Below are 25,243 nucleotides of genomic sequence, written 5' to 3' on the forward strand. Positions count from 1 at the left end.
AACCGACAAATTAAGCTATAATGGAACAATATTCCTAATTTATTGCCAAAGAGAGGGATTCATTTGCGGACAATAACCCACGCAGCTATCATTTTATGCCTGATCGGATGCCTGTTCTTTCCTTACACAGCGGACACAGCCTTCGGAGCATCCTCCGCCGCTTCATCCAAGATTGTCAGTGTCCTTCCTGACGGAACGCCTCTATTGGAGGACGGGTCGGTATGGGTCACCTATGAGGACCAGCCTTTGCACCTGAATTTGAACCTTGCCTCCATCGCAGGGGGCAGCACGGGCGGCTATGGCATGACCAAGGACGGCGGCCTCGTCGTCTGGGATAATTATTTTGAAGAGTCGTATATTCGTGTTAAGAATGTCAGCAATGTCAAGCAGGTAAGCTCTAATTATTGGCTGCTGGCTGACGGTACGGTCTGGACGGTTAATAATGGAATTACGCAGGTGGAATCCCTGAATGGAACACTGTTAATGGATGAGCGCGCCGATTCCCTCGCGGCCGTCTCCGATTCCGGCAAAATCCTGAAATACCGCTCCTCTTACAGCCAGCCCGGTATAATCAGCGATCAAGTGGATGCAGCATCCATCCGGAAGATTCAGGCCAATGAGAGACAGATTGCTGTCCTCTATAAGGATGGCAAGGTTGTGATGTATGAAGATTTCCACTTTGACGAGAATGCCCCCAAGCTAATCTACAAGCCGGAAACCTTGGCCGAGGATGCGGTGGATATCTCCCTAAGCTCGAGCACACTGCTGGTAGCCAAGAAGGATGGCAGTGTCTGGAGCAATGGAACGACCAGCGATACGGTCTACACCTTGTCCCAGATCACGGGCATTAGCGGCATCCAGGAGATTGTCGGCGGCACGGCCAAGAAGTTCTATGCCAGGCAGGCGGACGGAACCTGGGTCTCATTCAATAGCGGCACAATATCTGTGCTGACAGCTCCACAGCTGCAGAGCATATCCTTAACGGTATCGAACAGCAAGCCCAAAGTAACGGAGATCATCAAGGCGTCTGTGACCCTTCATTACAATGACGGAACCAAAGCGGTCGTGCCGCTGGGCCAGGTCAAAGCAACGATAGACAAGCCGCATCTGATCAAGGTGCTTGAGGACGGCACGATTAAAGCTGCCGGAGTAGGAGAAGCCACGATGAAGGTTGAAGCGGACGGGGTGCAGCAATCGGTGAAGATTGCATCCAGTCTGAAGGATCCGCTTTCGAATGCGAAGCAGGTCAACGGCGTTACTTATCTGCCGCTGAAATCTGTTTTTCAGGCATTGGGCGGCACGGTCAACTACCAAAGTGCTTCCAAGTCCTTCAGCATTGCGGTTGGCCCCACCTCCATCGTCATAACCAAGGGAAGTGCAAAGGCCAAGGTGAACGGCAAGACGGTGGAGATGAAAGGCGCTCCGATCGAGGAGAAAGGAGAGACTCTGTTCGCTGCCAATCTGCTGGCTTCAGCACTGGGAGCCGGATTGAAGTGGGACTCTGCCAACGGGCAGATGACCGTATCCATCGGGGCAGGCCAGCTTATCGTCAAGACCCCGCCGAAAGCGGCTCCCAAGCCAGTCTCTACCTTGTATGCCGTACCGGCAACCGGGGAAATGGCCGGGATGAAAATATTAAAGGGCCATCCTTACGAGAAGACGGCAAGAATTTATTTTACCTTCAAGAAGCCGGCATCCATGCAAGTCACCATCCAGGATATCCGCAAGATTGACTTGAATAAGAAGATAACGTGGACCGATGAATACGGCAATAAATGGACCAATACGGTAGGGGAGCTGCATCGATTGTTTGCAGCGATCAGCAGCCAGTATTCAAGCGAGTATCTGCACCGCACCTTCGGCGATGTTTACTTCGACTGGCGTATCGGTCCGGTGGATACGGATACAGCTTTGCGGCTTGTAGAGCAGTATCTCATTGAAACTGGCCAAATGCAGAAGTTGTATTGACGCGTGGAAACACAATTCTAGAGGAACGGGCTTCAACAGGCGGCTGCTGACCTTGTGTCGGCAGCCGCCTTATAAAACTACACCTTTCAATAAAGGAGGCTGTATTTCGGATATGGAACTGGCAACTACCGGCCGTCTGCATTACCCCGGCCTTCATCATGTCATGCGGTGCGAGCCGCGAACAGTGCGTGAGGGCAGTCTGGGGTTCGGCTCCAGATATCGGTTGCTGCTCGTGGAGCAGGGAACCGGTCTCATCGAAGTAAACGGCCGGATCTACCCGCTTACCGCTCCTGCCGTGTATTGCCTGAATGAGACATCCACACTAGATATCGCGAATTGTGCGCAGCTTATGACCAAATCGGTTTATTTTCAACCCGACATTATTAACAGCCGCTTCACCTTCGATAACCTGTCCCATACTGAAGTGCTGCATGGGAGCGATTCGCAGGACTTATGGTGCTTGATTCCGTTCCGCGAGCATACCCCGACTTTCTACGGCTGCATTCCGATCGACACAGTAATGACACGTCATATATCGATGGTGCTGGAAGCAACGGCGGATTTACTCGAGAATCAGAATGATGAATTTTGGCCCTGCCGCAGCCGCTCCTATCTATTAGAACTGTTATTTCTGATCAGCCGCACCTACAAGCAGACGAGCGCTTCACCCGAGCTTCCGCTAACCGCGCTGGATGAGAGTGTGAGGCCCATAATTGCTTACCTCCATACCAATTACCGTCACAAAATCATGCTGGAGGATCTGACGAAGCAATTCCATACGAATAAAACAACCCTGAACAACCGCTTCCGGGCAGCCACTGGCCAATCGGTGATGGCTTATCTGGGAGGCATCCGCATGCAATCTGCCGCCTCGCTGCTGCGCAATACACTGCTCCCTGTCAATGAGATCGTATTTATGGTCGGCATGAACGATGACGCCCATTTTATCCGCAGCTTTCGCAACCATGCCGGATGCACGCCAGCAGAATATCGCGGACTTCACTGCTGGCTGCTGTCCCGCTAACCTATCTAGTGTCATGATGGGGCAGGATAAAGCAGCCGGGTTTGAAGGTTGTAGGATTATCCGGTCGGATTATCCAGCCCGATTGTCGATTTGCAGTCGATTACTTTCATTTCGCCATGTTCCAGCCTGTTACCGACAGGGTACAATCTAACTCGTCAAGATACATAGAGGGGGATTGTTCAATATATGAATCGGATATCGGGTGCAAAAGCTGGATTGCTGATCGTCGCGGCCACCTTCATGTTAGGGGTCGCCGGATGCGGAGGAGCGAGCAATCAAGAGACAGGGAACTCGGGGAAGACTGCGGTGACGGAGCAGCATGCTGAGAAGACGGCAAGCAAAGCGGCAAACTCGCCCGTGTCGGTGACGCCGCCGGAAGAAGCCATCATGCTGGACACGACGACGCTCAATAATGATTCCGGCAAAACGAAGATCAGGCTGCTGACGAAGAATACCGAGCCGCAGCATCATGCGACGTATGCAATCATGTCCTCCAAAGGGACTGTCATTATAACCGATCCGAATGAGGTGCCAGCCGATAACGGCCTGATTAAAGCGGACATTATAACGGTTAGCCACGGCCATCCTGACCATTCGGATTCCGCTTTTCTTGCACCGTACTTCAAGAACGAGGTTGAGGGACGCGTGTCCCGCTACACTGCAGAAACGTTTACCGTCAAGGATGTGAAGGTCACCGGAATTCCGGCGATGCATAGCGATACCTTTGATCCGGCCGCTCCCACCGATATGATCTACCTGTTCGAGGTAGACGGCCTCCGCATCGCCCACTTCGGCGATATGGCGCAGACCGAGTTAACGAAGGAGCAGCTTGAAGCATTAGGGAAACTGGATATATCCATCTCCGTATTCTCAGCCATGGGGCAGTATGGCTTCAAGCCAGACAAGACGGTCAACGTGCTGAAGCAGTTGCAGCCCGCTATTATAATGCCGGAGCATTATGAACCGGAGACAGTTGACCTTGTGCTGGGCGAGCTCGGAATGAAGGATCGCAGCGAAAGCAATGCCCTGCTGATTACCAGAGAAGAGATCGATGAGCAGAAATCCTCAAAGTATGTCTTGCTGAAGTAATTCAGGCAAAAACATGCGAAACGGCATTTATTTGCTCGTTTCTGGCCCCATAAAGGTGATATGCCTGCCAGAGTGCAGGTATTTTACCTTCGTTTCCCCTTATCGGACGATTTTCCCCAAAATTCATGCATGATCGCAGGAATTTAACCATTATGGCGTATTGCAGCTGACATTCATGCACATTCGCAGGCTTCTTGCTCCGTCACTCTGCTTTCAAATACTTGGAGAAGAGGGCGTCCATAGACTCAATCATCATCCCGTCCAGAAGCTTCGAAAGAAACCTTCGTCCCCTCGCCCCACACACTCTCGAACTGCAATCCGCTGCCGTACAGCTGCTGCAGCCGTTTATGAATATTGCGAAGCCCTATGCTGCTTGTCCAGTCCCCGGTCTGCTCAGAGCCCATCGCCCGCAGCGACTCGACCTGCTCCGGCTTCATGCCCACCCCATCATCGATAACAGATACGTGGACAGTATCATTCCTGTGGCGGATAATCAACCGGATCGTCCCTCCGGACTCCCTCTGCATAATGCCGTGCCTGACCGCATTCTCGACAATCGGCTGAATGCTGAGCGGTGGGACTAGCCCTTGAATATCCTCATCCCCCTCATACTCATACTCCATACGCAGCCGAGACCCGAACCGGGCCTGCTCCAGCGCAATATAGGATTTCACCAGTCCTAGTTCCTTCTCCAGCGGCACAGTCTGATGAAGATCATTGAAGTTGAAGCTGCTTCGCAAGTAAGAGCTGAGCTCCAGCAGAAGCCCGGTTGCCTTGGCCGGATCAACGGGACAGACAGCGATGATGGTATTCAGCGCATTAAAAAGGAAATGCGGCTTGATCTGGGCTTGCAGGAATGCCATCTCTGATCGGATCGCGGCTTGTACCGATGTCTGCAGAGCAAGCAGCGTGCGAACCCGCGCCCTAAGCACGCCGCCATCCACCGGTTTACTAAGAAAGTCATTGGCCCCCGCGCTGAATGCCGCCTGCACATCTTCCGCAAGGCTTCTTGCCGTCAATAGGAGCACGGGCAGCTCCGACAGCAGGTACCTGGTGCGGATATGCCCGCAGAGCTCCAGTCCCGACATCTCGGGCATCATCCAATCCGCGATAACCAGATCAATCTGAGGGGAGCGCTCCAGTTCCGCCAGAGCGGCCTCCCCGCTGGATACAGCGATGACGGAGTAGCTCTCAAGCGTAAGCAGATTAATCAGCACCTGCAGATTAACAGCATCGTCATCCACGATCAGAATCGTTTTTCCATTCGAGGCTCCGGAGAGATGCTCCAGCGGGATGACAGCCGTCTCTGACGCTGATGCAGCCTCCAGCAGAGCGGGCGGTTCTGCCGCTTCCTTGCGGCTCTTCTGCGGCGCGGTATGTGCAATCGGAAGCGAGAAGCGGAATGTCGATCCGATGCCGACCTCGGATTGTACGCCGATCGAGCCCCCATTAAGCTCCACCAGCTTCTTCGCAATACTAAGGCCGAGGCCTGTGCCGCTGTATCCGGGATGCACGGCTGCTCCGGATTCGTCGAAGGCCTTGAAAATATCAACGAACCTGCCAGCTTCAATGCCTATGCCCGTATCCGACACATACACGGTCACGTGATCCCGGCCAATCTCGGCAGAGATCCGGATCTCCCCCTGACGGGTGAACTTGACCGCATTGCCAAGCAAATTGTACAGAATCTGCCGCAGCCTGTCCTCATCCGTATCGAGAGGCGGCAGATCATCCGGCCAATGCCGGGTGAACCGGATATCTTTGCGAATCGCCAAGTACTGGATGACATCCAGCACAGATTGTGCGACGGAAGGCAGATCGACCGCGCCGCGCTGCAGCTGCAATTCTCCGTTGCGAAGCTTCGAGAAATCCAGAATGTCGTTAATCAGGGAAGATAACTTCTTCCCTGTCGCTGCAATCATAGTCAGCTGCTCCGCTTGAACCGGATTCGGCTTGCCCGCCACACCTTCCAGCAGCGATTCTGCAATGTTAACGATACCGTGCAGCGGTGTACGCAGCTCATGCGACGTATTGGCCATGAACTCATCCTTCAGTCCGTCAAGCGTCAGCAGACGCTTGGACAGCTGCTCCACCTCGCGAAACGATCGGGCGAAGCGTCTGGATACGATCAGCACCTGAATGATGACAAAGACAAACATCTCATAGGAAACAATGACCTGATTCTCCAGCAGGCCCAGCACATTCATCAGATTGATGCCGATAATAATCAGTATGCTGAGCACGCTCAGCAGCAGGAACACCGCATCGTGCGACCGCCGCTGCACACCTTTAACCAGGATGTACATCATGCAGCAGATGAAGGGGAGCGCACTCCCGACAAACAGCAGCAAATAACGGGATACCATGAAGGCCGGCATGAATATAACCAGACCGAGCATCAAGACCATCAGCGCATCGGTGAACCGTGCAAAGATCTTCCCGGCAATATTAGGCACAGAGATGTCTACATAACGGAACAGATTATAGTAGACCAGCACAGAAGAAATCATCTGCAGCTTCATCATAAAGCCGTAGTCGATCCCCCCAATCACAGCATCCAGCAGCTTCTCGCCATGTGTCAATGTATAGACAAGCGCTGTGAAGCAGAATAAAGCCAGATAGAGCAGCGACCGCTCCTGCGTTCTAAGCCTGTAGAGCACGAAAAAAAAGCAGCCGAAGATCAGAAGACCCGCAATCGTTATGTAATCGCCGAATAACGCCGTCTCGCGGTCTGACATAATCGCATATTGATCACCGAACACCAGCGGATAAATAATGCCTCCGGTGTCGTAGCTGTAATTCGCGACCTGCACAATAATCTCAATCCGGTCGCCGGAGGTGGAGACAAAGCCGACATACGGCACATTGCTCTGCTCTCCTTCATGGGCACTCTTCCCCGGCACACCGCTTGATCCGGCCGCCTGGCCATTGATGAAGGTCTGGTTGGCCATGCGGATATTCGTCGTCCGAATGCCGTAGATGGTCTCCGCATCATGCGCCACTTGAACAACCATTCTGAAGGTGGCATAGCCGAATGATTGTGGCTGGCCATCCGCTGCAATATACCGATTCCAAGCCCCCGGCAGGTGAACCAGGCGCGCTCGCTCCGGCGAATCGGGCAATTCTGCAGAGCTGCGGAAATCCTCCGGTGTCAGGAGCTGATTCCGGTAGAACTCCCACTCCCCTTCCAACCGGACGGCCCCATCTGCAGCAAAGTCCCAATCTCTCAAATTCATGACGCCGCCCTTAACCTGTGGCTTCTGATCGATTGACAGCATCGTCTGAATAACAGCATACACGGGCAGTATAACTGCAAGCGTCAATCCTATAATAAGAAGCAGCCGCTGCTTGTTCATCGATGCGCTCACCCTTAGCTTTATGAGTTGTAATGCTTGTCCGACCTTACAGCCGCTAGCAGATCGAACATTGAAATTGTAACAGCGGCAGGCAACCCATATAATGAAAACGAACGGGTATAATAGATGGAATACATGCCGCAGCCCTGCGCTGCAATTGTTCTAATGCGGCAGCCTGAAAGATGGCTGACTGCGATAATAATAGAGGAGTGGTGCAGATTATGATCAGCAATGTGTTTGTCGCAATAGTCGCTTTGGAGCATGTGTATATTCTGGTGCTGGAGATGTTTCTATGGACTTCGCCGCGAGCTATGCGCGCTTTTGGCACGGATAAGCTGTTCGCCGAGCAAACCCGGTCTCTCGCTGCCAATCAAGGGCTTTACAACGGATTCCTGGCCGCAGGGCTTGTCTGGGGACTCCTTCATCCTAACGATGGCACAGGAGATCAGATTCAGTTATTCTTCCTCTGCTGCGTACTCGCAGCCGCGATATACGGGGGCTTATCGGCGAAGAGATCCATTCTCATTATACAAGGACTGCCTGCATTAGCGGCGTTGTTATTGCTGCTGCTCACCTAGCAAGCTGCCTTCTACTGGAATGGAGCCGGCCATACACAACATGATCCTTCCTGAGCGGTTGTGTCAGGACTGTATGACAGCAGCATCCTCCTCAGCCAGATTGTTAAGACTATTATCTTCCAAGACGGCGCTTTTCGAGCCATATTCTTTAATTATATGATTATCTCCCCACGTACATAGGGAATTCAGGATGAGTCGCAGACTGTCTCCATACTCGCTGAGCTGGTATTCAACCTTTGGCGGAACCTGATTATAGACAATCCGGTTGACGATGCCGTCCTTCTCCAATTCCCTCAGCTGCTGGGTCAACATTTTCTGGGTAATTCCGGGCATAATACGTTTCAGATCACTCGTTCGTTTTTTGCCGTGCATGAGGTGGCATAGAATGACGCATTTCCATTTGCCGCCGATGACCTCCAAGGTTGCTTCCACCGAAATATTGTACTTCTTTTTCATTGCTGTCTGCTCCTTCCGAATGCCATTCCTTGCTGCGTACTGCAATATTAGGTACTTTTTAGTGCCTACGTTACTTCAAAGTACGTACTGTTCGTTGCGGTTATTGGAGCCTATAATAACATTTGCCGGCCGGAGATTCCATACTGGAGGAGGAAAGCAAATGGGATTAGATAAAAAAAGAAGTACGCTGGCGCTATTAGCTTTAGCCATAAGCGCCTTCGCTATTGGGACAACGGAGTTCATCAGCGTAGGATTGCTTCCCCTCATTGCTGAGGACTTGCACATATCGGTTACGACTGCGGGCTTGACGGTCACCTTGTACGCGCTTGGAGTCATGCTCGGCGCCCCTATTCTGACCTCGGTTACCGCCAAAGTGCCCCGCAAAACGCTGCTGCTCGGAATTATGGCCGTATTCATCATTGGCAATGGCCTTGCCGCCGCAGCGAACGGGATTGGCCTGCTGCTCGCTGCCCGTGTCATCTCCTCGTTCGCCCACGGCATATTCATGTCGATCGGCTCGACACTGGCAGCCGATCTCGTGCCGGAGAACCGTAGAGCCAGCGCAATCGCGATCATGTTCTCCGGCCTGACCATAGCGACCGTAACGGGAGTGCCGATTGGCACGCTGGTTGGTCAACATCTAGGCTGGCGCACTGCTTTTATTGCCATCGCAGCCATCGGGATTGTCGCGCTTATTGCCAACGGAGTGCTTGTCCCGGCCGGATTGCGCAAGGGGGCTTCCACTACCGTTCGCAACCAGCTTAAAGTCATTGCGAATGGGCGGCTGCTGCTGGCATTCGCCATAACCGCTCTGGGGTATGGAGGAACCTTCGTCGTTTTTACTTATTTATCTCCGCTGCTTCATGATATAACCGGGTTCCCGGAGAAGACGATAGCTGCTATCCTGCTCTTCTATGGCATCGCGATTGCGATCGGCAACACAATCGGCGGAAAAGCCGCTAACCGCAAGCCTATCGCCGCATTATTCTATATGTTTGCGATACAGTCGGTCGTACTGCTGCTCTTGACGTTCACCGCCCCGTATAAAATAGCCGGTCTCGTTACAATCCTTATTATGGGCTTGTTCGCATTCATGAATGTACCCGGACTGCAGGTATATGTCGTTACGCTTGCAGAGCGTTATACGCCCCAATCGGTGGATGTCGCCTCTGCGCTCAACATTGCCGCCTTCAACGGCGGCATCGCCATTGGCGCTTACCTGGGCGGCATGATCGCAGATTCAATCGGGCTCATTCATACCCCTTGGATCGGCGCATTGATGGTTCTCGGAGCCGTATTGTTGACCGGCTGGAGCCGGGCGCTGGACAATAAAGAAGAGACTGCCGGAACGACTACTAAATCAATTCAGGAGGCTTATCAATCATGACGAATCATCTTCAATCTACAGTAAAGCTGAACAACGGCATGGCAATGCCATGGCTGGGACTCGGTGTCTTCAAGGTAGAGGAAGGCGCAGAGCTGGTGAACGCTGTGAAGACAGCGATCAAGCAGGGCTATCGCAGCATTGATACGGCAGCTATCTATGGCAATGAGCAAGGTGTCGGACAAGGAATACGCGAAGCGCTCCAAGAAACAGGGCTTGCCAGAGAACAGCTCTTCATCACATCCAAGGTATGGAACTCGGAGCTTGGCTACGAGTCCACGCTCGCCGCTTACGAAGCAAGCTTGCAGAAGCTCGGTTTAGACTATCTGGATCTATATCTCATTCATTGGCCGGTCAAAGGCAAGTATAAAGAGGCATGGCGCGCATTGGAGAAGCTCTATGCGGACGGCAAGGTGAAATCCATCGGGGTGAGCAACTTCCAGATTCACCATCTCGAAGACTTAATGCAGGATGCCAAGGTAAAGCCCGTCGTGAACCAGGTTGAATTCCATCCCCGCCTGACTCAGCAGGAGCTGCGTGCATACTGCAAGGAGCAGGATATCCAGCTGGAAGCATGGTCTCCGCTTATGCAGGGCCAGCTGCTGGACGAGCCGCTCCTGCAGGAGATTGCAGCCAAGCATAGCAAATCAATCGCTCAGATCATTCTGCGCTGGGATCTGCAGCATGGGGTCATTACGATTCCCAAATCTACCAAAGAGCATCGGATCAGCGAGAACGCGGATGTGTTCGATTTTGAGCTGACGAGCGAAGAGATCGCCCGAATTGATGGCCTGAATCAGAATCTGCGGGTCGGTCCCGATCCCGACAACTTTGATTTCTAATAACGGCAAAGGGCCCCGAGCTTGAGCTTGCGCATCGTACAAATGAGCAATCCGTAAGAAACTCCGGCCTGGGCGAGCTGCTATACTCAGGATGACAATATCCCCAGCAGTGAAAGGAAGATGAATGATGGCAAAGCACGTTTCGTACATCATGTCGGAGAATGCAATCGAACAGGCTGAATTTTATGTCCAGGCGCTTGGCGGGGAGATCCAGTCCGTAATGACCTATGGCCAGCTGCCGGATGGGGCGGCCAATGAAGAGATCAAGGATAAGGCGCTGCACTTGAGTCTGATCGCCGGAGGGGTTGCTTTCTACATGTGCGATTCCTTCCATCCGCTTAACCAAGGGAACGCCATTCATCAATGTCTCGAGTTCGCAACAGAAGCCGAAGCCCATGAGGCCTTCGACAAGCTTGCGGAGGGCGGGACAGTAAAGCATCCGCTGACCCAGGAATTCTGGGGATCCCTGTTCGGCCAGATCGAAGACAAATACGGCGTATTATGGATGATCACGACAGAGTCGGAGACAGAGTGAAATTTTGATCCACCCGATTCCCCGCACTAAGGATGCATTGCTCCAGAGATGGACGATCCTGTTGTGCGGGGAATTTCTTTTGCCATAGGCGATGATTGCTCACGAACAGCCTTCCCCTCATGATCAAAGCTATCCGTCCCTCTATTAGTAAATTTCCCGAGCATCCTTAGGCAACCTTCGTACATGACTCAGATGGGCTCTGACCCGCTTATCATCCTCAAAGGAGTATTCATACTGAAAATGATCAGCGACATAGAGAGCTATTCTCCGGAACAGATCACACATTAGGAAGAGCGAGTCCCATATCCGCTCATAATCCGCAGCCGGATAGGTAGCCAGAAATTGATCCCACTCGTCTTGACCGAGGTAATCCTTCATATGCTTTCCGAACTTGCCCGCACTCAGGGCAAAGTCCGTCCTGATTCCGATATGCCATTCCATCATTTGTATAAGCGCGTTCCGGTTCACCTGCTCGTACATGAACATCGCATAGGTCAGCTCTTCGCGCCACAGACCTTTGCTAATATTCATGCTGATCCACCAAAATTCATTGCAAATATCCTGGAATTGCTGCTCCGAGGGTATTCCAATATGGTAATCCCTATCGGTTGCGGGAGGCAGCACGCCTAACAAGCCGTCTTTATCAGCCAGCACCACGCTCAGGCTATCGGGCTTCATCAGTTCGTCCTTCTTCTCCACAGGAATCAGGGTAAGATCCATGCGATTCCCGTCCGTGAACTGCATGAGATAAATAAAATGTCCGCGGCCATCCGGCGCCGGCAGCACCTTCGCCTCTGGCATCTGCATCATGATTCTCTCGCCGAATCTGTCTACCCAGCTGTGATCACTGGTAAAGGAGCTCATGTCCCGCACAAAATATACAATGTCATAGTCTTGAAAAATATCCTTCTTGACGCAAGGATTGACACGCGACCCGTTCATGACGGCAGCACGTATCCTCTCGTCGTTATTGGCCGTGTTCAGGATAAGATGCATCATTTCATCTTCACTGCGCATTATTAATTACCTCGCAATCGGATCATGACAGGTTCGGCCGTCATTTTTGCACTCTGAAAGTAATCGCAGTCCCCTTACCGGGAGTGCTGTGTATCTGAAGTCCCTGACCATACAGCTGCTTCAGCCGTCGATCCGTATTCCGCAGACCGATTCCCTCTGTGTCGACACTGCTGTCCAGCAGCTGCCGCGACTTAGGCTCATCCATTCCCACGCCATCGTCCTCAATCGCTACTTCCGCATATTCCGCATATTCGGAAATTCGAATACGAACTGTGCCGCCTTGAATGCGTTTCAAGACTCCATGCCGCACCGCATTCTCTACAAGCGGCTGAATGGAAAGCGGCGGTATCTTCAGCTGAATCCTTTCATCGACCTCCCAATCAATCTGAAGCCTGTCATCGAATCGTTCCTTCTCGATATACAGATAAGAGCGTACAAGATCAAGCTCATGCTTCAAGGGCACAAGCCGATCCAGGTTATGGGGATTGAAGCTTGCCCGCAAATAATTGCCGAACACTTCAAGCAGTTCGTTCATTCTGGTCGTATCCAATTCACTTAATGCGGCTACCGAATTCAATGTGTTGAATAAGAAATGCGGCTGAATCTGCGCCTGGAGCAGCGCTCCCTCCATACGCAGCCGTTCACGGAATGACCGCTTGCTGGCCGTTAATGCCCGAACCCGCGACTTCAGCTCCAGCGCATCGACCGGTTTCGTCACATAATCGTTCGCGCCCGCCAGAAAGCCCGCTTCTATGTCCTCAGGCCTGCTGCGTGCTGTAAGAAGCAGGATCGGGAGCTCCGAAATGGAGAACCGCTCGCGAATGATGCGGGCCAGTTGGTAGCCGGACATATGAGGCATCATCACATCCGAAATGACCAAATCCCATTCTCTGGCCGCCAGCAGGGACAACGCCGCTTGCCCGCTCGTAGCCGTAACAATGTCGCAGCTGTCCGAAGAGAGAACCCCCTCCAATATGCTCAGGTTAATCGGGTCATCATCAACAGCCAGTATTTGCGGCCGATCCGGTGTGAGGAGCGTCTCCGGTTCAGCGCTGGCGACAGACGCAGCTGCCGCAGCCTCATCAAGCACGACGGGTACAAAAGCGGGACTTGCGGCATCATGGTGTTCCGTTGTTGCAGGGGATAGAGGAAGCGTAAAGGTAAACGCGGAGCCGCTGCCGGGAATCGAGCTCACGGCAAGCGTACCGCCATGCAGATCCACCAGCTGCTTGCATATACTAAGGCCGAGCCCGAGTCCGCCTGCATGGGCCGCCTCCTCCATACCGCCTTGCTCATAGGGCTCGAATATGCTTCGCTGCGTCTTCTCGTCCATTCCGATCCCGGTATCCGAAATAACAATGACCGCTTGGTCTCCCTCAGTGTGTGCTTCCACTGTAATTGAACCTTCATTCGTAAATTTCACTGCGTTGTGCAGGAGGTTGAACAAGATCTGAATAACCCGGTTCTCATCCGCACGAACATGCGGGAATTCAGCCGGGATACGATTGACCAGCCGGATCGGCTTGCCTGCCGTCAGAAATTGAAGCATGTCGATTACCCCTGAGGCGAGAGCCTGCACCCGGATATCGGCTGCCCGCAGACGAATGCGATCCTCCTTCAGCCGAGTAAGATCAAGCAGATCATTCAGCAGGAAAGACATCCGCTTTCCTACCGCAATGAGCAGCTTCATATTCTCCTTATTCTTATCCTCGCCATATTTGCCTCCGCTGCTGATGACGGTCTGGGCAATATTAAGAATGCCGTGCAGTGGATTGCGCAGCTCATGGGAGGTGTTCACTAGAAATTGATCCTTCCGCTTGTCTTCCTTCAGCAATTGCTCGGCAAGCTCCGCTGTCTGGGCCGAGCTGCGGATATAGTGCATAAACCAGTACGACGCAAAAGCAATAGAGGCAGCAAGCATGTCAAAAGGGTAGTACTCCATTTCCTGCCAACCCGTATTTTTGATGAGGCCCCAGACGATATTCGTAGTAATGGCGGTCAGCCCGAGCAGAATATAGATGCTATCCTTATTGCCGCTGACAGCAGCCTTGAAGGCTCTGACGGGAACGATCAGGAATGGAATAATGAGGATGAGCGTATGCAGGAGATCGGCGTACGACAGCCATCTGATCGGCAGGAAGAGCGCCGCTATCGCATAGACCGTACACGCGGCTATGTATGCCCTGAGCCCTCTGATGGCAAAATACTCCGGTATCAGATGCTTGACGAACTGCAGCAGAAATACAGCATTTCCAAGGTAGGCCAGGTAATAGATTCTGAGCGTCATATCATAGCTGATCGGCAGCCAGATCAAGAGCAGAGAACTGTCATCAATTAGAATGGCAACAATACCGGAAATAATCAATAGGGCGAAATAGAGCAGTCCCTTCTGGCGCACGCCCATGAGGAATAGAATGCCAGCATATACAGCATGCATCAGCAGAATAAGGCATATGGACAACTGCATTCCGTTAGAGAAGCTTGCCGCTTTCTGAGCGGCATGGTCACTTCCGAATTGAATCGGCCAGTTGATGCCGCCCATAAGAGTGTCATCGAAGTTCGCCACCTGAATGACGATCTCAATCTCGCTGAGCTCTGTCGCGAAGGAAGCCGTATACGGAATTTTCCTGGCCGTATAGCGCTCCGCATCTGACTCCGGTTCGCCGGCATGGGCTATTAACCGTCCATTCACGTACAACTCCGAAGAGGTGGGAATGACGGGAACCCGGATGCCGTAGATCTGTTCCTTATCCGGCTGAACCAGAATGCGCAACCGATAGGAGCCATAGCCGAATGTGGAGGCTCCCTTGCCAGGCATAACGTCATTCCAGCTTCCGGGAACCTCAAGAAGCTCTCGATCCCTATCGGAAGAGAGGCCAATGTCCGTATTCTTATTCAGCAGCACATGCGGATAGAATTCCCATTGACCGTTCAATGAGATCGTTCTGTCCTTGGAGAAGTCCCAGCCCCTCAAATCCAGCTTCCCCTGAATAGCTTGAGGGGAATCAGACGTGACGGGAAGGAGTACCCAGAGCAGGCGCAGACCTGTAAGCGCAAGAAAGAACAAGCCTGCTATCAGGAATATTTTTCTTTTTGTTGTCATAGCTATATTTTTTCGACAAAAATGCTGAGATACCTTCCTACCCTTTACTGCCCGACAGCAGCAAATGGAGAGACGGGAGACGTTTTTTGTACACGGGGGAGGGATACTTCTTGCCAGGCTGCAATCCTCACTTCCATTCGATTCTGTCCAAATAAACCGTGGCTTTTGTCCATTGCCCAATATCGGATAGCAGGCTACAATTAGATCGGATACCATTGAGAATGAGAATCAATCACATGACAGGACAGGCATTTATGGGGGGGAACATGGTGACTGAGCAGCTCGAATTATATGATGTAACGATTATTGGCGGCGGCCCTGCGGGGATGTACACCGCTTTCTATAGCGGGATGCGTGATTTGAAGACGAAGCTGATTGAGGCCAAGGATGAGCTCGGAGGGCGCATGCTGATTTATCCGGAGAAAATGATTTGGGATGTCGGCGGTGTCACGCCGATTCTGTGCGAGAAGCTGATCACACAGCTCGTGCAGCAGGCGAAGACCTTTGATCCTGCTCTTGTGTTCGGACAGCAAATTACGGGGCTTGAGAAACAGGAGGATGGTACCTATATACTAGAATCCGCAGCTGGCGAGCGGCATTGGACACGTACGGTTATTCTGGCGATTGGCCGCGGCATTCTGAGAATGGCGAAGCTGGAGCTGGAGGGCGCTGAGCGCTACGAGGTATCCAACCTGCACTATACGGTGCAGGAGCTGGAGCCCTTCCGCGGGAAGCGCGTGCTGATCTCCGGAGGCGGCAATTCAGCAGTAGACTGGGCCAATGAGCTGGAGCCCATCGCGAGCGAAGTCACGGTCGTACACCGTCGCGACCAGTTCGGGGGACACGAGAAAAATATTGTACGGATGCAGGCCTCCTCGGTCAAAGTGCGGACTCCTTATGAAGTCACCCAGCTGTACAGCAGCAATGGGGAGACGATTGAGCGGGTGACGATCAGCCATATTGAGACAGGCGAGGTCGAGCAACTTGCCGTGGATGCGGTTATTGTCAACCATGGGCTGAAGGCCGATTTCAGCGGGATTAAGGAATGGGGCCTGAATATGGATGAATGGAATGTGTTCGTCAGCCCTAAGCTGGAGACAAACCTGCCGGGAGTCTTCGCAGCGGGTGATTTCGCCTTCTATGACAGCAAGGTGAATCTCATCGCCGGAGCGTTCACGGATGCGGTGCTGGCGCTTAACAGCGCTAAGCTGTATACAGACCCTGAAGCCCCTAAGGTGGCTTATGTCTCCTCGCACAATGAACGCTTCAAGGAGAAGAACAAGGCGCTGGGCGTTCACGAATAGAGCCACGGAATTTCCTGCTTACAAGACGGGATGTGACGTGACTCCGACACGGATCCAGCAGAACAGCATTGCAAAGGGTGCTGTTCCTGCATTAATATCGGGTGCTGCCGTCAACTTACTGAGGAGTACAATCTCATCATCAAGGGGCAGTGGTTCCCTGCTCCTTTGTGAATGCCATTAGCATACCATCTCACCTCCATTCCATTACTGGATTCAGTCTCCTCATTAATTCGTATTGACTCCCCCTCCAGGACAGATTCTTATGGCGCGCTGCACCTTTTGGTGACGGCGGGCTTTTTTTCGTCTATCAGCGTGTTGCTTGGGCACTCCTTTTTGTTAAATGGTATTTACTGGTTTCGATGATCTTATTATCACATTTTATAATTTACAATTATTGAAAATCTTAAATATAGCAGAAATTTGTCGATATATATTTTACTACCTATTAGGAGCTGAAAGTATGAGCAGAATGGAAGAGATATTTTTACAAAGAAACCGTTTGGTCGGCATCATCTTTTGGTTCATCGTAGCAGCATGCAGTGTGAGCCTAATGATGAAATTCACTATCCGGGATGCCATTGTTTTGGCAGGAGTGACAGTGATCAGTGTAGTCATACATATGGCTAACAAGAAACAGAAGCTTATTAAAGTAATGCCGTTTATGTTAATGGTGGTCAGCATTTCAATTGGTGGGTCCAATACAGCGGACGGAGCATTTTTCACTACCCTGATGATTGGGATGGTTCTGCTGCTGATGTATCCTGATTACAAGATAACACTGATCAATGGCGTAGCCGCCATGGTACTTGTCAACATTCAGCTCGCTATGGGGAACGCCGTTTCCCCTGACCCGAATCGCCTGACGGAGATTATTTCCACGGAGATTATTGTGCTTTTGGTGTATGGCTGTGCTATTGTTGTGGCGAGATTGAACCAAAAGCTGTTAGTCCAAGCCGAGCAGCGAACGGACGAGGCCAAGGAGGCCGGGGAACAGAACAAGCGATTATTGCAGCAAATCCGGGAATCCTCAGAGATTCTTGCCAGCTATAGTCTGAAGCTGAGGAACAGCGTGGAGACAACCAGTTCTTTGACGAAGGAAGTGACAATCGGCTTTGGAGAGGTTGCCAAAGGTGTAGAGGCACAGGCTGCCAGCGTCTCTGACATCAGTGACTCTGTTTCCCACACGGGACAAAATATCGCAATCGTTGCGGACAGCGCAAGTATTATGAAGCAGCTCTCGATACATACCGCCGATTATACCGAGCAAGGACGAGACCAGGTCGTGCAGCTGACCGAGCAAATTATTCAGGTGGATGGAAACATGGAGACTCTGGTTCAATCCATGGACCAATTGAATCGGCAAAGCCGACAAATTACGGGCATGCTTACTACGGTAACGGATATTGCTGCTCAGACTAATTTGCTGGCCCTTAATGCGGCGATTGAAGCAGCTAGAGCCGGAGAACAGGGACGCGGATTTGCCGTTGTCTCGAATGAGGTCCGCAAATTAGCCGAGAACTCCAGATCCGCTGTAGAAGAAATCCGGGCAATTGTGACCGATATCGAGAATACGTGCGACTCGCTCACCAAGCAAGTTATCGAGAACAAAACAGCCATTGATAGCAGCAGGCTCTCGGTTATTCGCTCGAAGGAACTGCTTGAGCAGATCGGCAGCAACACCCAGGATGTCGTGCGGCAAGCGGTTGAGGTAGGAGATACGACCGTATTGCTTCGTCAAGCATCCAATATTATTGTTGATGAGGTTTCCACGATATCCAGTGTCACCGAGCAATCAAGCGCCTCTGTGGAACAAATACTCGCGAGCATGGAAGAACAAAGGCAAATGGTCGATATGATCGTCAATAGCTTCAATGATCTGGATGGATTAATCGTTCAGTTGAACGTTCTGGCGCAAAACAACAGCAATACGTAATGGCAGCCTGTCCTGCCGCTAGTATGACAAAATGACACAACAAAGAGGAGCCTTGCCGAAGCAGGCTCCTCCACTACAAGCCTCAAAGGCATGTTAATGCAATTTCGCTATGAAGGTTTCGTAGAGACTCATTTTATTGCCAAGCTTTCAGCCTCCATTGTCCTGGCTGTTGAACCATCCTATTTTGGGGTAAACAGATGTAATGGAATCTAACCAGGGGGGTGGCAGTACGTGGGGTTTATCATTATCTACATGGTCATTGTCTTTGCCGTTGTGGAGATTGCTGCCGTCCTCATGCGGGCTACCGGACTCAACAAGGATATCTCGCGGTTCCAGGTAGTATCGCTTCTCACAAGCACAGGCTTTACGACCATGGAGTCGGAGCTTATTAGCGACCATCCCATCCGCCGCCGGATCGGCATGTTTCTCATCCTCTTCGGGCTCTTCTCCTTCGCGGTCATTGTGTCCGCCATTGCGAATATTCTCGCTCCGGGATTTCAGTCATCCTACTTGGCCGCAGCCGCAGGCGCACTAATTGCCATACTCGTTCTGGTACGCACACCCATGGCGACAGCCTTTCTATCCTCCAAGTTCAATCGTTCCCTGGAACGGAAGTTCGAAGTACACGAGCTGCCCATTAAGGATGTCCTGCTGTTGGAGGAATCTGATTATTTTGTGGAATTGCCGGTGGGCCCGGATTGCTCCTATATCGGACAGAGAATGCGAGACATCCTTCCCTCGGATGCCGACCTGAATCTTCTATTCATCAAACGCGGCACGATCAATGTGCGCAAGAAAAAGTACGAAACCGCGCTGGAAGCCGGAGACGTACTTTACCTGTACGGAGACAAGAAAGAGTTTGACGCTTTCTTTGCTGAGGAGATGGAGGATCAGGCCCCCGCAATCATGACCAGGGGTGGCGGGAGGACATGATCAGCCCTCCAGGTGCGATGCAGGCGGCGCCGACTCTTATTTTCTCGCCCGAAAAATCATAAACGACTGGTCATCTGTTACAGTACTGCAGCTGTAATTACCGTATATGGCCACATCGGTGAATCCAATATGTTCGAGCATCATCTTGAACTCATGCTTGTAGTACCACCGTAATTTGGATGTTGTAAATGCGGATTCCAGCATTAAACCGTCCTTATAGATCTCATAGCGGTTCCAATTGGTCTGTACCTGTTCATTGAAGGCGATGTCCGATGCTTGGTTCAATACGATCTCAGCACCGTCATTCCGCTGGCCTACCCGGCGAACAGTCCACTCCTTCCTGGGGCTGGATAACTGCTCTCTCGGTATGAACAGCGGAATAATAACTTGTCCTCCTTCTTCGAGGTGGTTGTACATAAGCTCAAGCGCTCTTATGGCTTCTTCCCTGTCAATGACCAGCATGAACGAGGCTAACGGGATAAAAATAGTCTTGTATGTGCCAGGCAGATTCAGATCCTGCATATACTGCTCATATAATACGGGAGCTACGCCTCTCTGCCTCCCCTTATCCCGGCATAGATCCAGCATTTCCGATGAAGGATCGACCCCTTCAACATCGAGCCCCTTCTGCAAATAAGGCAGCAGCAGTCTCCCTGTACCGCAGCCGATCTCCAATGCCCTTCCAGGCACCTCTGTCAGCATTTTCTCGTAAAAATCTGTATCCTCAAAGCTGTCCCCCGAGAACCATATATCATAAGTATCCGCAATAATTCCTTCGTAAGACCCGCTATTCAATGCCATATGTTCTCCTTCTGCGCTCTTGGCGTTGTTAATCACCGATGTCTACAGTCCCCTGCCCTATGTTCCTATCCAGTGAGGATTGCTTTACAGTAACATCTCACTTCCTAGTCGGGATCCCTCTTCCCAAACACCTGTCCAAAACTGACGCGGCTTTGCATCGAATCGACATTCGCATAAGCACCTGCCATATCAGGCACGTATTCGCGGGTCATGCGCACTCCCTGCATGATGCTGTACAAGATGTTCAGATGCTCATCCCGCCATTCATGAAGGTTCGTCTCCGATAAGCTGCCGGTATGACCACAATGAACTTTGCATGCATCCTCCAGCCTCGTCCGGTTCTTATTGTCCAATTGCTCCAATTCCGTTACAATAAATGCGATTTGCTCATCCCGATCCATAACCACTCCTCTTTCTGCACCAAGGCCAATTACGAATTACCTTATTGCACCAAATTAAGGCGTCAGATGTCTCTCATTGTGAATAAACTATCCCTCAACGTGGGCGTCGGGAGCCTTGTCCGCTACAAGATTCAAGATGATGTTATGCTCAAGAAGCGCCTTTAGGCCGCAGAGCACCATCGTGTATCCCCCCATTGCATCCATGGCTCCATTGACGATATCGTCTCCATCTCCTGTGAAGCCCGAGTTGGTAATCGCGACAAAGGTTTCTCCATCCGTCCGGGGCGTAAATACCCATTCCACCCGGGTGCTGTCTGACGATATGATCACAATTCGCCTGTTGGGCTCGATTTCTTGTACATAGACTTCATCAGAAACGCCATACATTTCCCAATCCCACCGGACATGCTCTCCGGCTTCTAATTTCCCGCTGCTTCTGGTAAACCAGAATTTTGTTGTAATCGCAGGATCGATAAAAGCCTCGAACACCTCATCAACCGGTCTTCTAATCAGCATTTCTGCCTTTGCAACTGGTATTTGGCTTAGGGTTGTCATGGATCTGCTCCTTTCAATTATACAAGCTTTTTAATCTATCATAGCATCAATGGCAGGTACGTTTGGGTTTGAATTTTGAATCGTTAGTTGTTACACTAGCATTAGCTTTTTTTGGAGGTGTCTTCCTTGGGTATCCATTTCATGCGTTTAAGGTAATGTGAGAGGCGGGCAACATAACTCAACCATTTTTAAGGCAATATGGCTGGAGTTTATTTGGACTGCATTTTTTACATTGTGCGGAGCGCAGGAATACCAGCAGATTCACTGGTCGATAATCATCACCTTCCAAAAAAGGGGAATATCCATGCAAACTCATTGGAAAAAAGCATTCGCAATCATATTTACCGGACAGATCTTCTCGATATTAACGACCTCTATGGTTCAATTCTCGATTATTTGGCATCTGACGGAAACAACACAGTCAGCCGTCGTGTTGACGATAGCCGGGCTTGCCGGTTTTTTGCCCCAGGCTGTTCTTGGGCCTTTCATCGGGGTTTGGCTGGATCGGTGGAACCGCAAGCTAACGATGATTATAGCCGATAGCGCGATTGCCTTTTTCAGTCTCCTGTTAGGCCTGTACTTCTATCTGGGTGATCCCAGCCTGGGATTCGTCTATCTCATATTAATGGTGCGCTCTGCCGCATCTGCTTTCCATGCACCGGCATTTCAAGCGGCAATTCCGCTTCTAGCTCCCGAGGATCAGCTGACCCGGGTGGCGGGCTGGCAGCAGATGGTCTTCTCATTCTCCACTGTAATCGGACCGGCGCTTGGCATTGCAGTCTATTCTGCTACTTCCCTGGGCGTTGTACTGTTTCTGGATGTGGCCGGCGCTTTAATAGCCAACCTCATGCTCCTGTTCATAACGATTCATCAGCCGAAGCCGGACACGCAGCAAGCGCCTCATTTCCTAAGCGAGTTCAAGCTGGGTTGGCAAGCCTTCGTGAAGGTGAAAGCAATTGTCATCATCACGATTGCTACGGCAATATTCAGCATTGCGTTTATGCCGCTTGCGACGCTGTTCCCTTTTATGACGCTGTCTCATTTTGAACGCGGAGGCTACAGCGCAAGTATTGTGGAGGCGGTATTCAGCATCGGAATGATTATTGGCGGTCTATTACTGGCGGTCGCGGCCTCGAAGTGGAAGGATACGACGTACATTTGCTTGAGTCTCGTCATTATGGGCTTAACCTGCATAGCTAGTGGCGTAATCGGCAAGGAAGCCTTCCTTGTATTCGTCATTCTGTCGTTCCTCATGGGAGCGGCAGCCCCTTTCTTCAACGGACCGTATATGGCGATGATTCAGAGAGCATACGAGCCGGCGATGCTGGGACGCGTTATTTCGCTCGTTACCAGTGTCATGCTGCTCGCCTCGCCAATCGGATTGCTGCTGGCAGGGCCAATCGTAGATAAATACGGTGTTCAAGTGTGGTTCTTCTGGTCGGGAATTGTCACTGTACTGACCGCGGTGTTCATACTCGTGCAATTTAAGCGGCTCCAGATAAACGAGACCAGCTCTTAACAATTAAAGCACCTAAGGTGCTCCTCGCCAGAGGACGATCCGTCATTCCAATGCCGCCGGGAGACATTCGCGGTACGGAAAAGTGGCAAACGAGCTGCGAGTTAGGTAAAACATGCGAAACGGCATTCATTTTTTCGTTTCCGGGCCCATGAAGGTGAAATGCCTGCCAGCGTGCAGGTATTTCACCTTCGTTTCCCCTTAACGACTGATTTCCCCCTAAATTCATGCGTAATCGCAGGAATGTTACCATTATGGCGTCTAGTAACCGAAATTCATGCACATTCGCAGGTTTCTTACTCCGTCACTCGGCCTTCAAACCACTTGGAGAAGGGGAAAGGCCCATATATAATGGAAAAGATGCTTCCAGCCCCACTTTTTAGAGGGTTGGAAGCATCTTTTCACATCATTGGAGACTGACTCATTGGATATTGGGCTTTTCGAACAGCCCCTTCTTATTGATATTGATTGCCTCTCAGCGCTTGAACAGTTCAACCGCATCGTCCAGTAGACCATCCACGGACAAGACCGTGTACGACCACCACTTGTCATAAGGCACTTCATACACTTTATTGTTCTTGACGGCTTTGAGGCTCTTCCATACCCCGGATTGCTTCATATTATTGAAGTTCTCTTCCGCTCCGGCATCAACATCCGAGACCATGACAATGAGACGGTCCGCATCATAATCCGGCAGTGCCTCCAATGACAGGTTATCCGTAAACACGAGCTCCCCGTTATTGTCGTCGATTGTTTTCTTGACCAATGGATGCGGCTTCAAACCGAGCAAATTATAGATCACATGGCCGACATTGCGGTTGCCGACGATCTGGAATGAATCTTTGTAGATCCATAGAATGGATATGGTTTCATCCGCGCCGATCAACTGCGATATTTCGTCCTTCGCCTTGAGCCCTCGTTCCTGATGCTCTGAGATCCACTTCTTAGCTTCATCAGCCTTGCCGACAATATCGGCTATTTGGTTCAGTTGCCCATAAACGTCCTGGCCCTGCCACACAAAGGTAGCTGTGGGAGCAATCTTCGCAAGCTTCTCATATACCTCGGCATCGATATAGTCGGAAGCGAGAATCATATCCGGCTTCAGGTCGATGATGGCCTCATAATTCGGCGGATAGTCGCCCACAATATTGATCTTGTTCTTATAGTTGCTCAAATAATAATCGGGTGCAACCTCGTAGTTCGGAGCCCCGACCGGTTGAATGCCAAGGATCAGCAGCGGCGAGGCCGCGCCAATCGCATATATTCGTTGCGGATGAACAGGAATATCGCGTGTTCCGAATTTATCTTGAAATGATTTTACGCCATTATTCGCAGGCTGTTCTGCCGCAGTTGCAGCTTGTGTCGACGAGTTGGCCGTCTCGTTCTTATTCGAATTGCCGTTCGTGCCTGAAGTGGCGCCGCAACCGGCAAGCAGGACTGTAAAGCAAACAAACATGATTGCGGCGATGGTGGGCTTCGAGCGTGTAAACATAGGTAGTTCTCCCCTTCGATGATGTTCTAATTGATTATGATAACCATTATCAATATAGCATAGCGGTTTAGGGGGAACAACGACCTCTCCGGCCCTGTTCGGTGACCATTTCGGAACTGAATTGGCTTCACGGTATTGCATTCTATACTGCAACGGCGTCATTCCGTACTGCTTTTTGAACACCCGGCTCAACGCCCGCGCATCGGAGTAGCTCGTACTTTCCGCAATTTCATGCAAAGAGATATTCGTCTCCGTCAGCAATTGCACGGCCTTGTCCAAGCGTATGCGCGTCAGGACGCGAACAGGACTTTCCTCCAGCTTCTGACTGAACAGCTTGCTTAGATAGCGTGTGCTGCAATTTAGGACACCAGCGACCGACTCCACAGTAATCGGTGTATGATAATGATCGTTCATGTACTGGATAGCCTGATCAAGCAGACTGGGCTTCAACGGTATGATTGCCTGCCGCTGCATTTGCCAATGAAGATGATATACAAAATGATAAAATAACGATTTGGCATACAGCTTCTCCATCTGTGTGGATACTTTCCACGTCCCGGACATTCGTTCAGCCGTCTCGCGAAGCTCAGCCGGATATAACGGAATAAAGGCATATTGCTCCTGGGAAGGATTGTCGCCAGGCTGCTGAGAAGAGGCGGCATCTGCAGCAGGCAGCCTCGCCTTGTAGAGAATGATGAAATAGTCCACAGGCTCCGATGTCTCGACAAGCAGCTGCATTCCTTTGCCGCCATGCAATAAGTAATTGCCGCCGACTCTATGCATATGCCCCTCCAGCCAAACCGTCGCACTCCCTCTTGTGAAATAGATGAAGCTGCTGGCTGGCAAGCGGTAGCTGTATCTTCCGCCGCCGGCTTCGATTCGAATACTGCGGATGTCATGTATCGTCACTGACGCTTGATTCCAGAACGCGAAATAATTATTGATATTCATCCAGC

At 51.3% G+C, this 25,243-nt stretch carries 19 protein-coding genes; 11 read left to right on the plus strand and 8 right to left on the minus strand.

Annotated features, from left to right (window positions below):
- Positions 1-63: 63 nt before the first annotated feature.
- From K0T92_RS12000 to K0T92_RS12010, 3 genes are all read left to right on the plus strand, one after another.
- On the plus strand, positions 64-1,968 hold the full coding sequence (locus K0T92_RS12000) for a stalk domain-containing protein (protein ID WP_219872715.1): 1,905 nt from the start codon (positions 64-66) through the stop codon (positions 1,966-1,968).
- Between the two features lie 112 nt (positions 1,969-2,080).
- The gene (locus K0T92_RS12005; RefSeq protein WP_219872716.1) at positions 2,081-2,992 is read left to right on the plus strand and encodes a helix-turn-helix transcriptional regulator; all 912 of its coding nucleotides are present in this window, start codon (positions 2,081-2,083) and stop codon (positions 2,990-2,992) included.
- Positions 2,993-3,178: 186 nt separating this feature from the next.
- Complete coding sequence (locus tag K0T92_RS12010; protein ID WP_219872717.1) at positions 3,179-4,081, plus strand: MBL fold metallo-hydrolase; 903 nt, start codon at positions 3,179-3,181, stop codon at positions 4,079-4,081.
- 245 nt (positions 4,082-4,326) lie between these two features.
- Here K0T92_RS12010 and K0T92_RS12015 read toward each other — a convergent pair whose 3' ends face one another.
- Positions 4,327-7,437, minus strand: a complete 3,111-nt coding sequence (locus K0T92_RS12015) for a hybrid sensor histidine kinase/response regulator (protein WP_219872718.1) — start codon at positions 7,435-7,437, stop codon at positions 4,327-4,329.
- 221 nt (positions 7,438-7,658) lie between these two features.
- On the opposite strand from K0T92_RS12015, the gene K0T92_RS12020 reads away from it, so the two are divergent.
- Positions 7,659-8,015, plus strand: a complete 357-nt coding sequence (locus K0T92_RS12020) for a DUF1304 domain-containing protein (RefSeq protein ID WP_219872719.1) — start codon at positions 7,659-7,661, stop codon at positions 8,013-8,015.
- 63 nt (positions 8,016-8,078) lie between these two features.
- Here K0T92_RS12020 and K0T92_RS12025 read toward each other — a convergent pair whose 3' ends face one another.
- Positions 8,079-8,471 carry a winged helix-turn-helix transcriptional regulator gene (locus K0T92_RS12025; RefSeq protein ID WP_219872720.1) on the minus strand — a complete coding sequence of 131 codons (393 nt, stop codon included), beginning with the start codon at positions 8,469-8,471 and terminating at the stop codon, positions 8,079-8,081.
- Positions 8,472-8,631: 160 nt separating this feature from the next.
- On the opposite strand from K0T92_RS12025, the gene K0T92_RS12030 reads away from it, so the two are divergent.
- From K0T92_RS12030 to K0T92_RS12040, 3 genes are all read left to right on the plus strand, one after another.
- Complete coding sequence (locus K0T92_RS12030) at positions 8,632-9,858, plus strand: MFS transporter (protein ID WP_219872721.1); 1,227 nt, start codon at positions 8,632-8,634, stop codon at positions 9,856-9,858.
- Positions 9,855-10,697 (plus strand): aldo/keto reductase, encoded by an 843-nt coding sequence (locus tag K0T92_RS12035; protein ID WP_219872722.1) that lies wholly within the window; start codon positions 9,855-9,857, stop codon positions 10,695-10,697. The genes K0T92_RS12030 and K0T92_RS12035 overlap by 4 nt, the downstream gene beginning before the upstream one ends.
- 127 nt (positions 10,698-10,824) lie before the next feature.
- Entirely contained in the window at positions 10,825-11,232 is a 408-nt protein-coding gene (locus K0T92_RS12040) for a VOC family protein (protein WP_219872855.1), read from the plus strand.
- Positions 11,233-11,376: 144 nt separating this feature from the next.
- Here the strand turns inward: K0T92_RS12040 and K0T92_RS12045 are convergent, their stop codons facing one another.
- Together K0T92_RS12045 and K0T92_RS12050 are read right to left on the minus strand one after the other, a co-directional pair.
- The gene (locus K0T92_RS12045; protein WP_219872723.1) at positions 11,377-12,249 is read right to left on the minus strand and encodes an aminoglycoside 6-adenylyltransferase; all 873 of its coding nucleotides are present in this window, start codon (positions 12,247-12,249) and stop codon (positions 11,377-11,379) included.
- Between the two features lie 40 nt (positions 12,250-12,289).
- Positions 12,290-15,352 (minus strand): hybrid sensor histidine kinase/response regulator, encoded by a 3,063-nt coding sequence (locus K0T92_RS12050; protein WP_219872724.1) that lies wholly within the window; start codon positions 15,350-15,352, stop codon positions 12,290-12,292.
- A gap of 269 nt (positions 15,353-15,621) precedes the next feature.
- On the opposite strand from K0T92_RS12050, the gene K0T92_RS12055 reads away from it, so the two are divergent.
- The 3 genes from K0T92_RS12055 to K0T92_RS25500 all read left to right on the plus strand — a co-directional run bounded on the left by K0T92_RS12055 (position 15,622) and on the right by K0T92_RS25500 (position 19,522).
- On the plus strand, positions 15,622-16,656 hold the full coding sequence (locus K0T92_RS12055; protein ID WP_219872856.1) for an NAD(P)/FAD-dependent oxidoreductase: 1,035 nt from the start codon (positions 15,622-15,624) through the stop codon (positions 16,654-16,656).
- Between the two features lie 460 nt (positions 16,657-17,116).
- The gene (locus K0T92_RS12060) at positions 17,117-18,589 is read left to right on the plus strand and encodes a methyl-accepting chemotaxis protein (RefSeq protein WP_219872725.1); all 1,473 of its coding nucleotides are present in this window, start codon (positions 17,117-17,119) and stop codon (positions 18,587-18,589) included.
- Positions 18,590-18,820: 231 nt separating this feature from the next.
- Positions 18,821-19,522, plus strand: a complete 702-nt coding sequence (locus K0T92_RS25500; protein ID WP_219872726.1) for a TrkA C-terminal domain-containing protein — start codon at positions 18,821-18,823, stop codon at positions 19,520-19,522.
- A gap of 36 nt (positions 19,523-19,558) precedes the next feature.
- Here the strand turns inward: K0T92_RS25500 and K0T92_RS12070 are convergent, their stop codons facing one another.
- The 3 genes from K0T92_RS12070 to K0T92_RS12080 all read right to left on the minus strand — a co-directional run bounded on the left by K0T92_RS12070 (position 19,559) and on the right by K0T92_RS12080 (position 21,279).
- Entirely contained in the window at positions 19,559-20,323 is a 765-nt protein-coding gene (locus K0T92_RS12070; RefSeq protein ID WP_219872727.1) for a class I SAM-dependent methyltransferase, read from the minus strand.
- A gap of 104 nt (positions 20,324-20,427) precedes the next feature.
- Positions 20,428-20,724: a hypothetical protein gene (locus K0T92_RS12075; protein WP_219872728.1), complete on the minus strand. Its 297-nt coding sequence runs from the start codon at positions 20,722-20,724 to the stop codon at positions 20,428-20,430.
- Positions 20,725-20,811: 87 nt separating this feature from the next.
- The gene (locus K0T92_RS12080) at positions 20,812-21,279 is read right to left on the minus strand and encodes an SRPBCC family protein (protein ID WP_219872729.1); all 468 of its coding nucleotides are present in this window, start codon (positions 21,277-21,279) and stop codon (positions 20,812-20,814) included.
- Between the two features lie 304 nt (positions 21,280-21,583).
- Here K0T92_RS12080 and K0T92_RS12085 point away from each other — a divergent pair, with 304 nt between their 5' ends.
- The gene (locus K0T92_RS12085) at positions 21,584-22,798 is read left to right on the plus strand and encodes an MFS transporter (protein ID WP_219872730.1); all 1,215 of its coding nucleotides are present in this window, start codon (positions 21,584-21,586) and stop codon (positions 22,796-22,798) included.
- A 472-nt stretch (positions 22,799-23,270) separates the two neighbouring features.
- Here the strand turns inward: K0T92_RS12085 and K0T92_RS12090 are convergent, their stop codons facing one another.
- Positions 23,271-25,238 carry an AraC family transcriptional regulator gene (locus K0T92_RS12090; RefSeq protein WP_219872731.1) on the minus strand — a complete coding sequence of 656 codons (1,968 nt, stop codon included), beginning with the start codon at positions 25,236-25,238 and terminating at the stop codon, positions 23,271-23,273.
- Between the last annotated feature and the right edge of the window lie 5 nt (positions 25,239-25,243).

The sequence above is a fragment of the Paenibacillus oenotherae genome, assembly GCF_019443105.1.
Taxonomy (GTDB): domain Bacteria; phylum Bacillota; class Bacilli; order Paenibacillales; family Paenibacillaceae; genus Paenibacillus_Z; species Paenibacillus_Z oenotherae.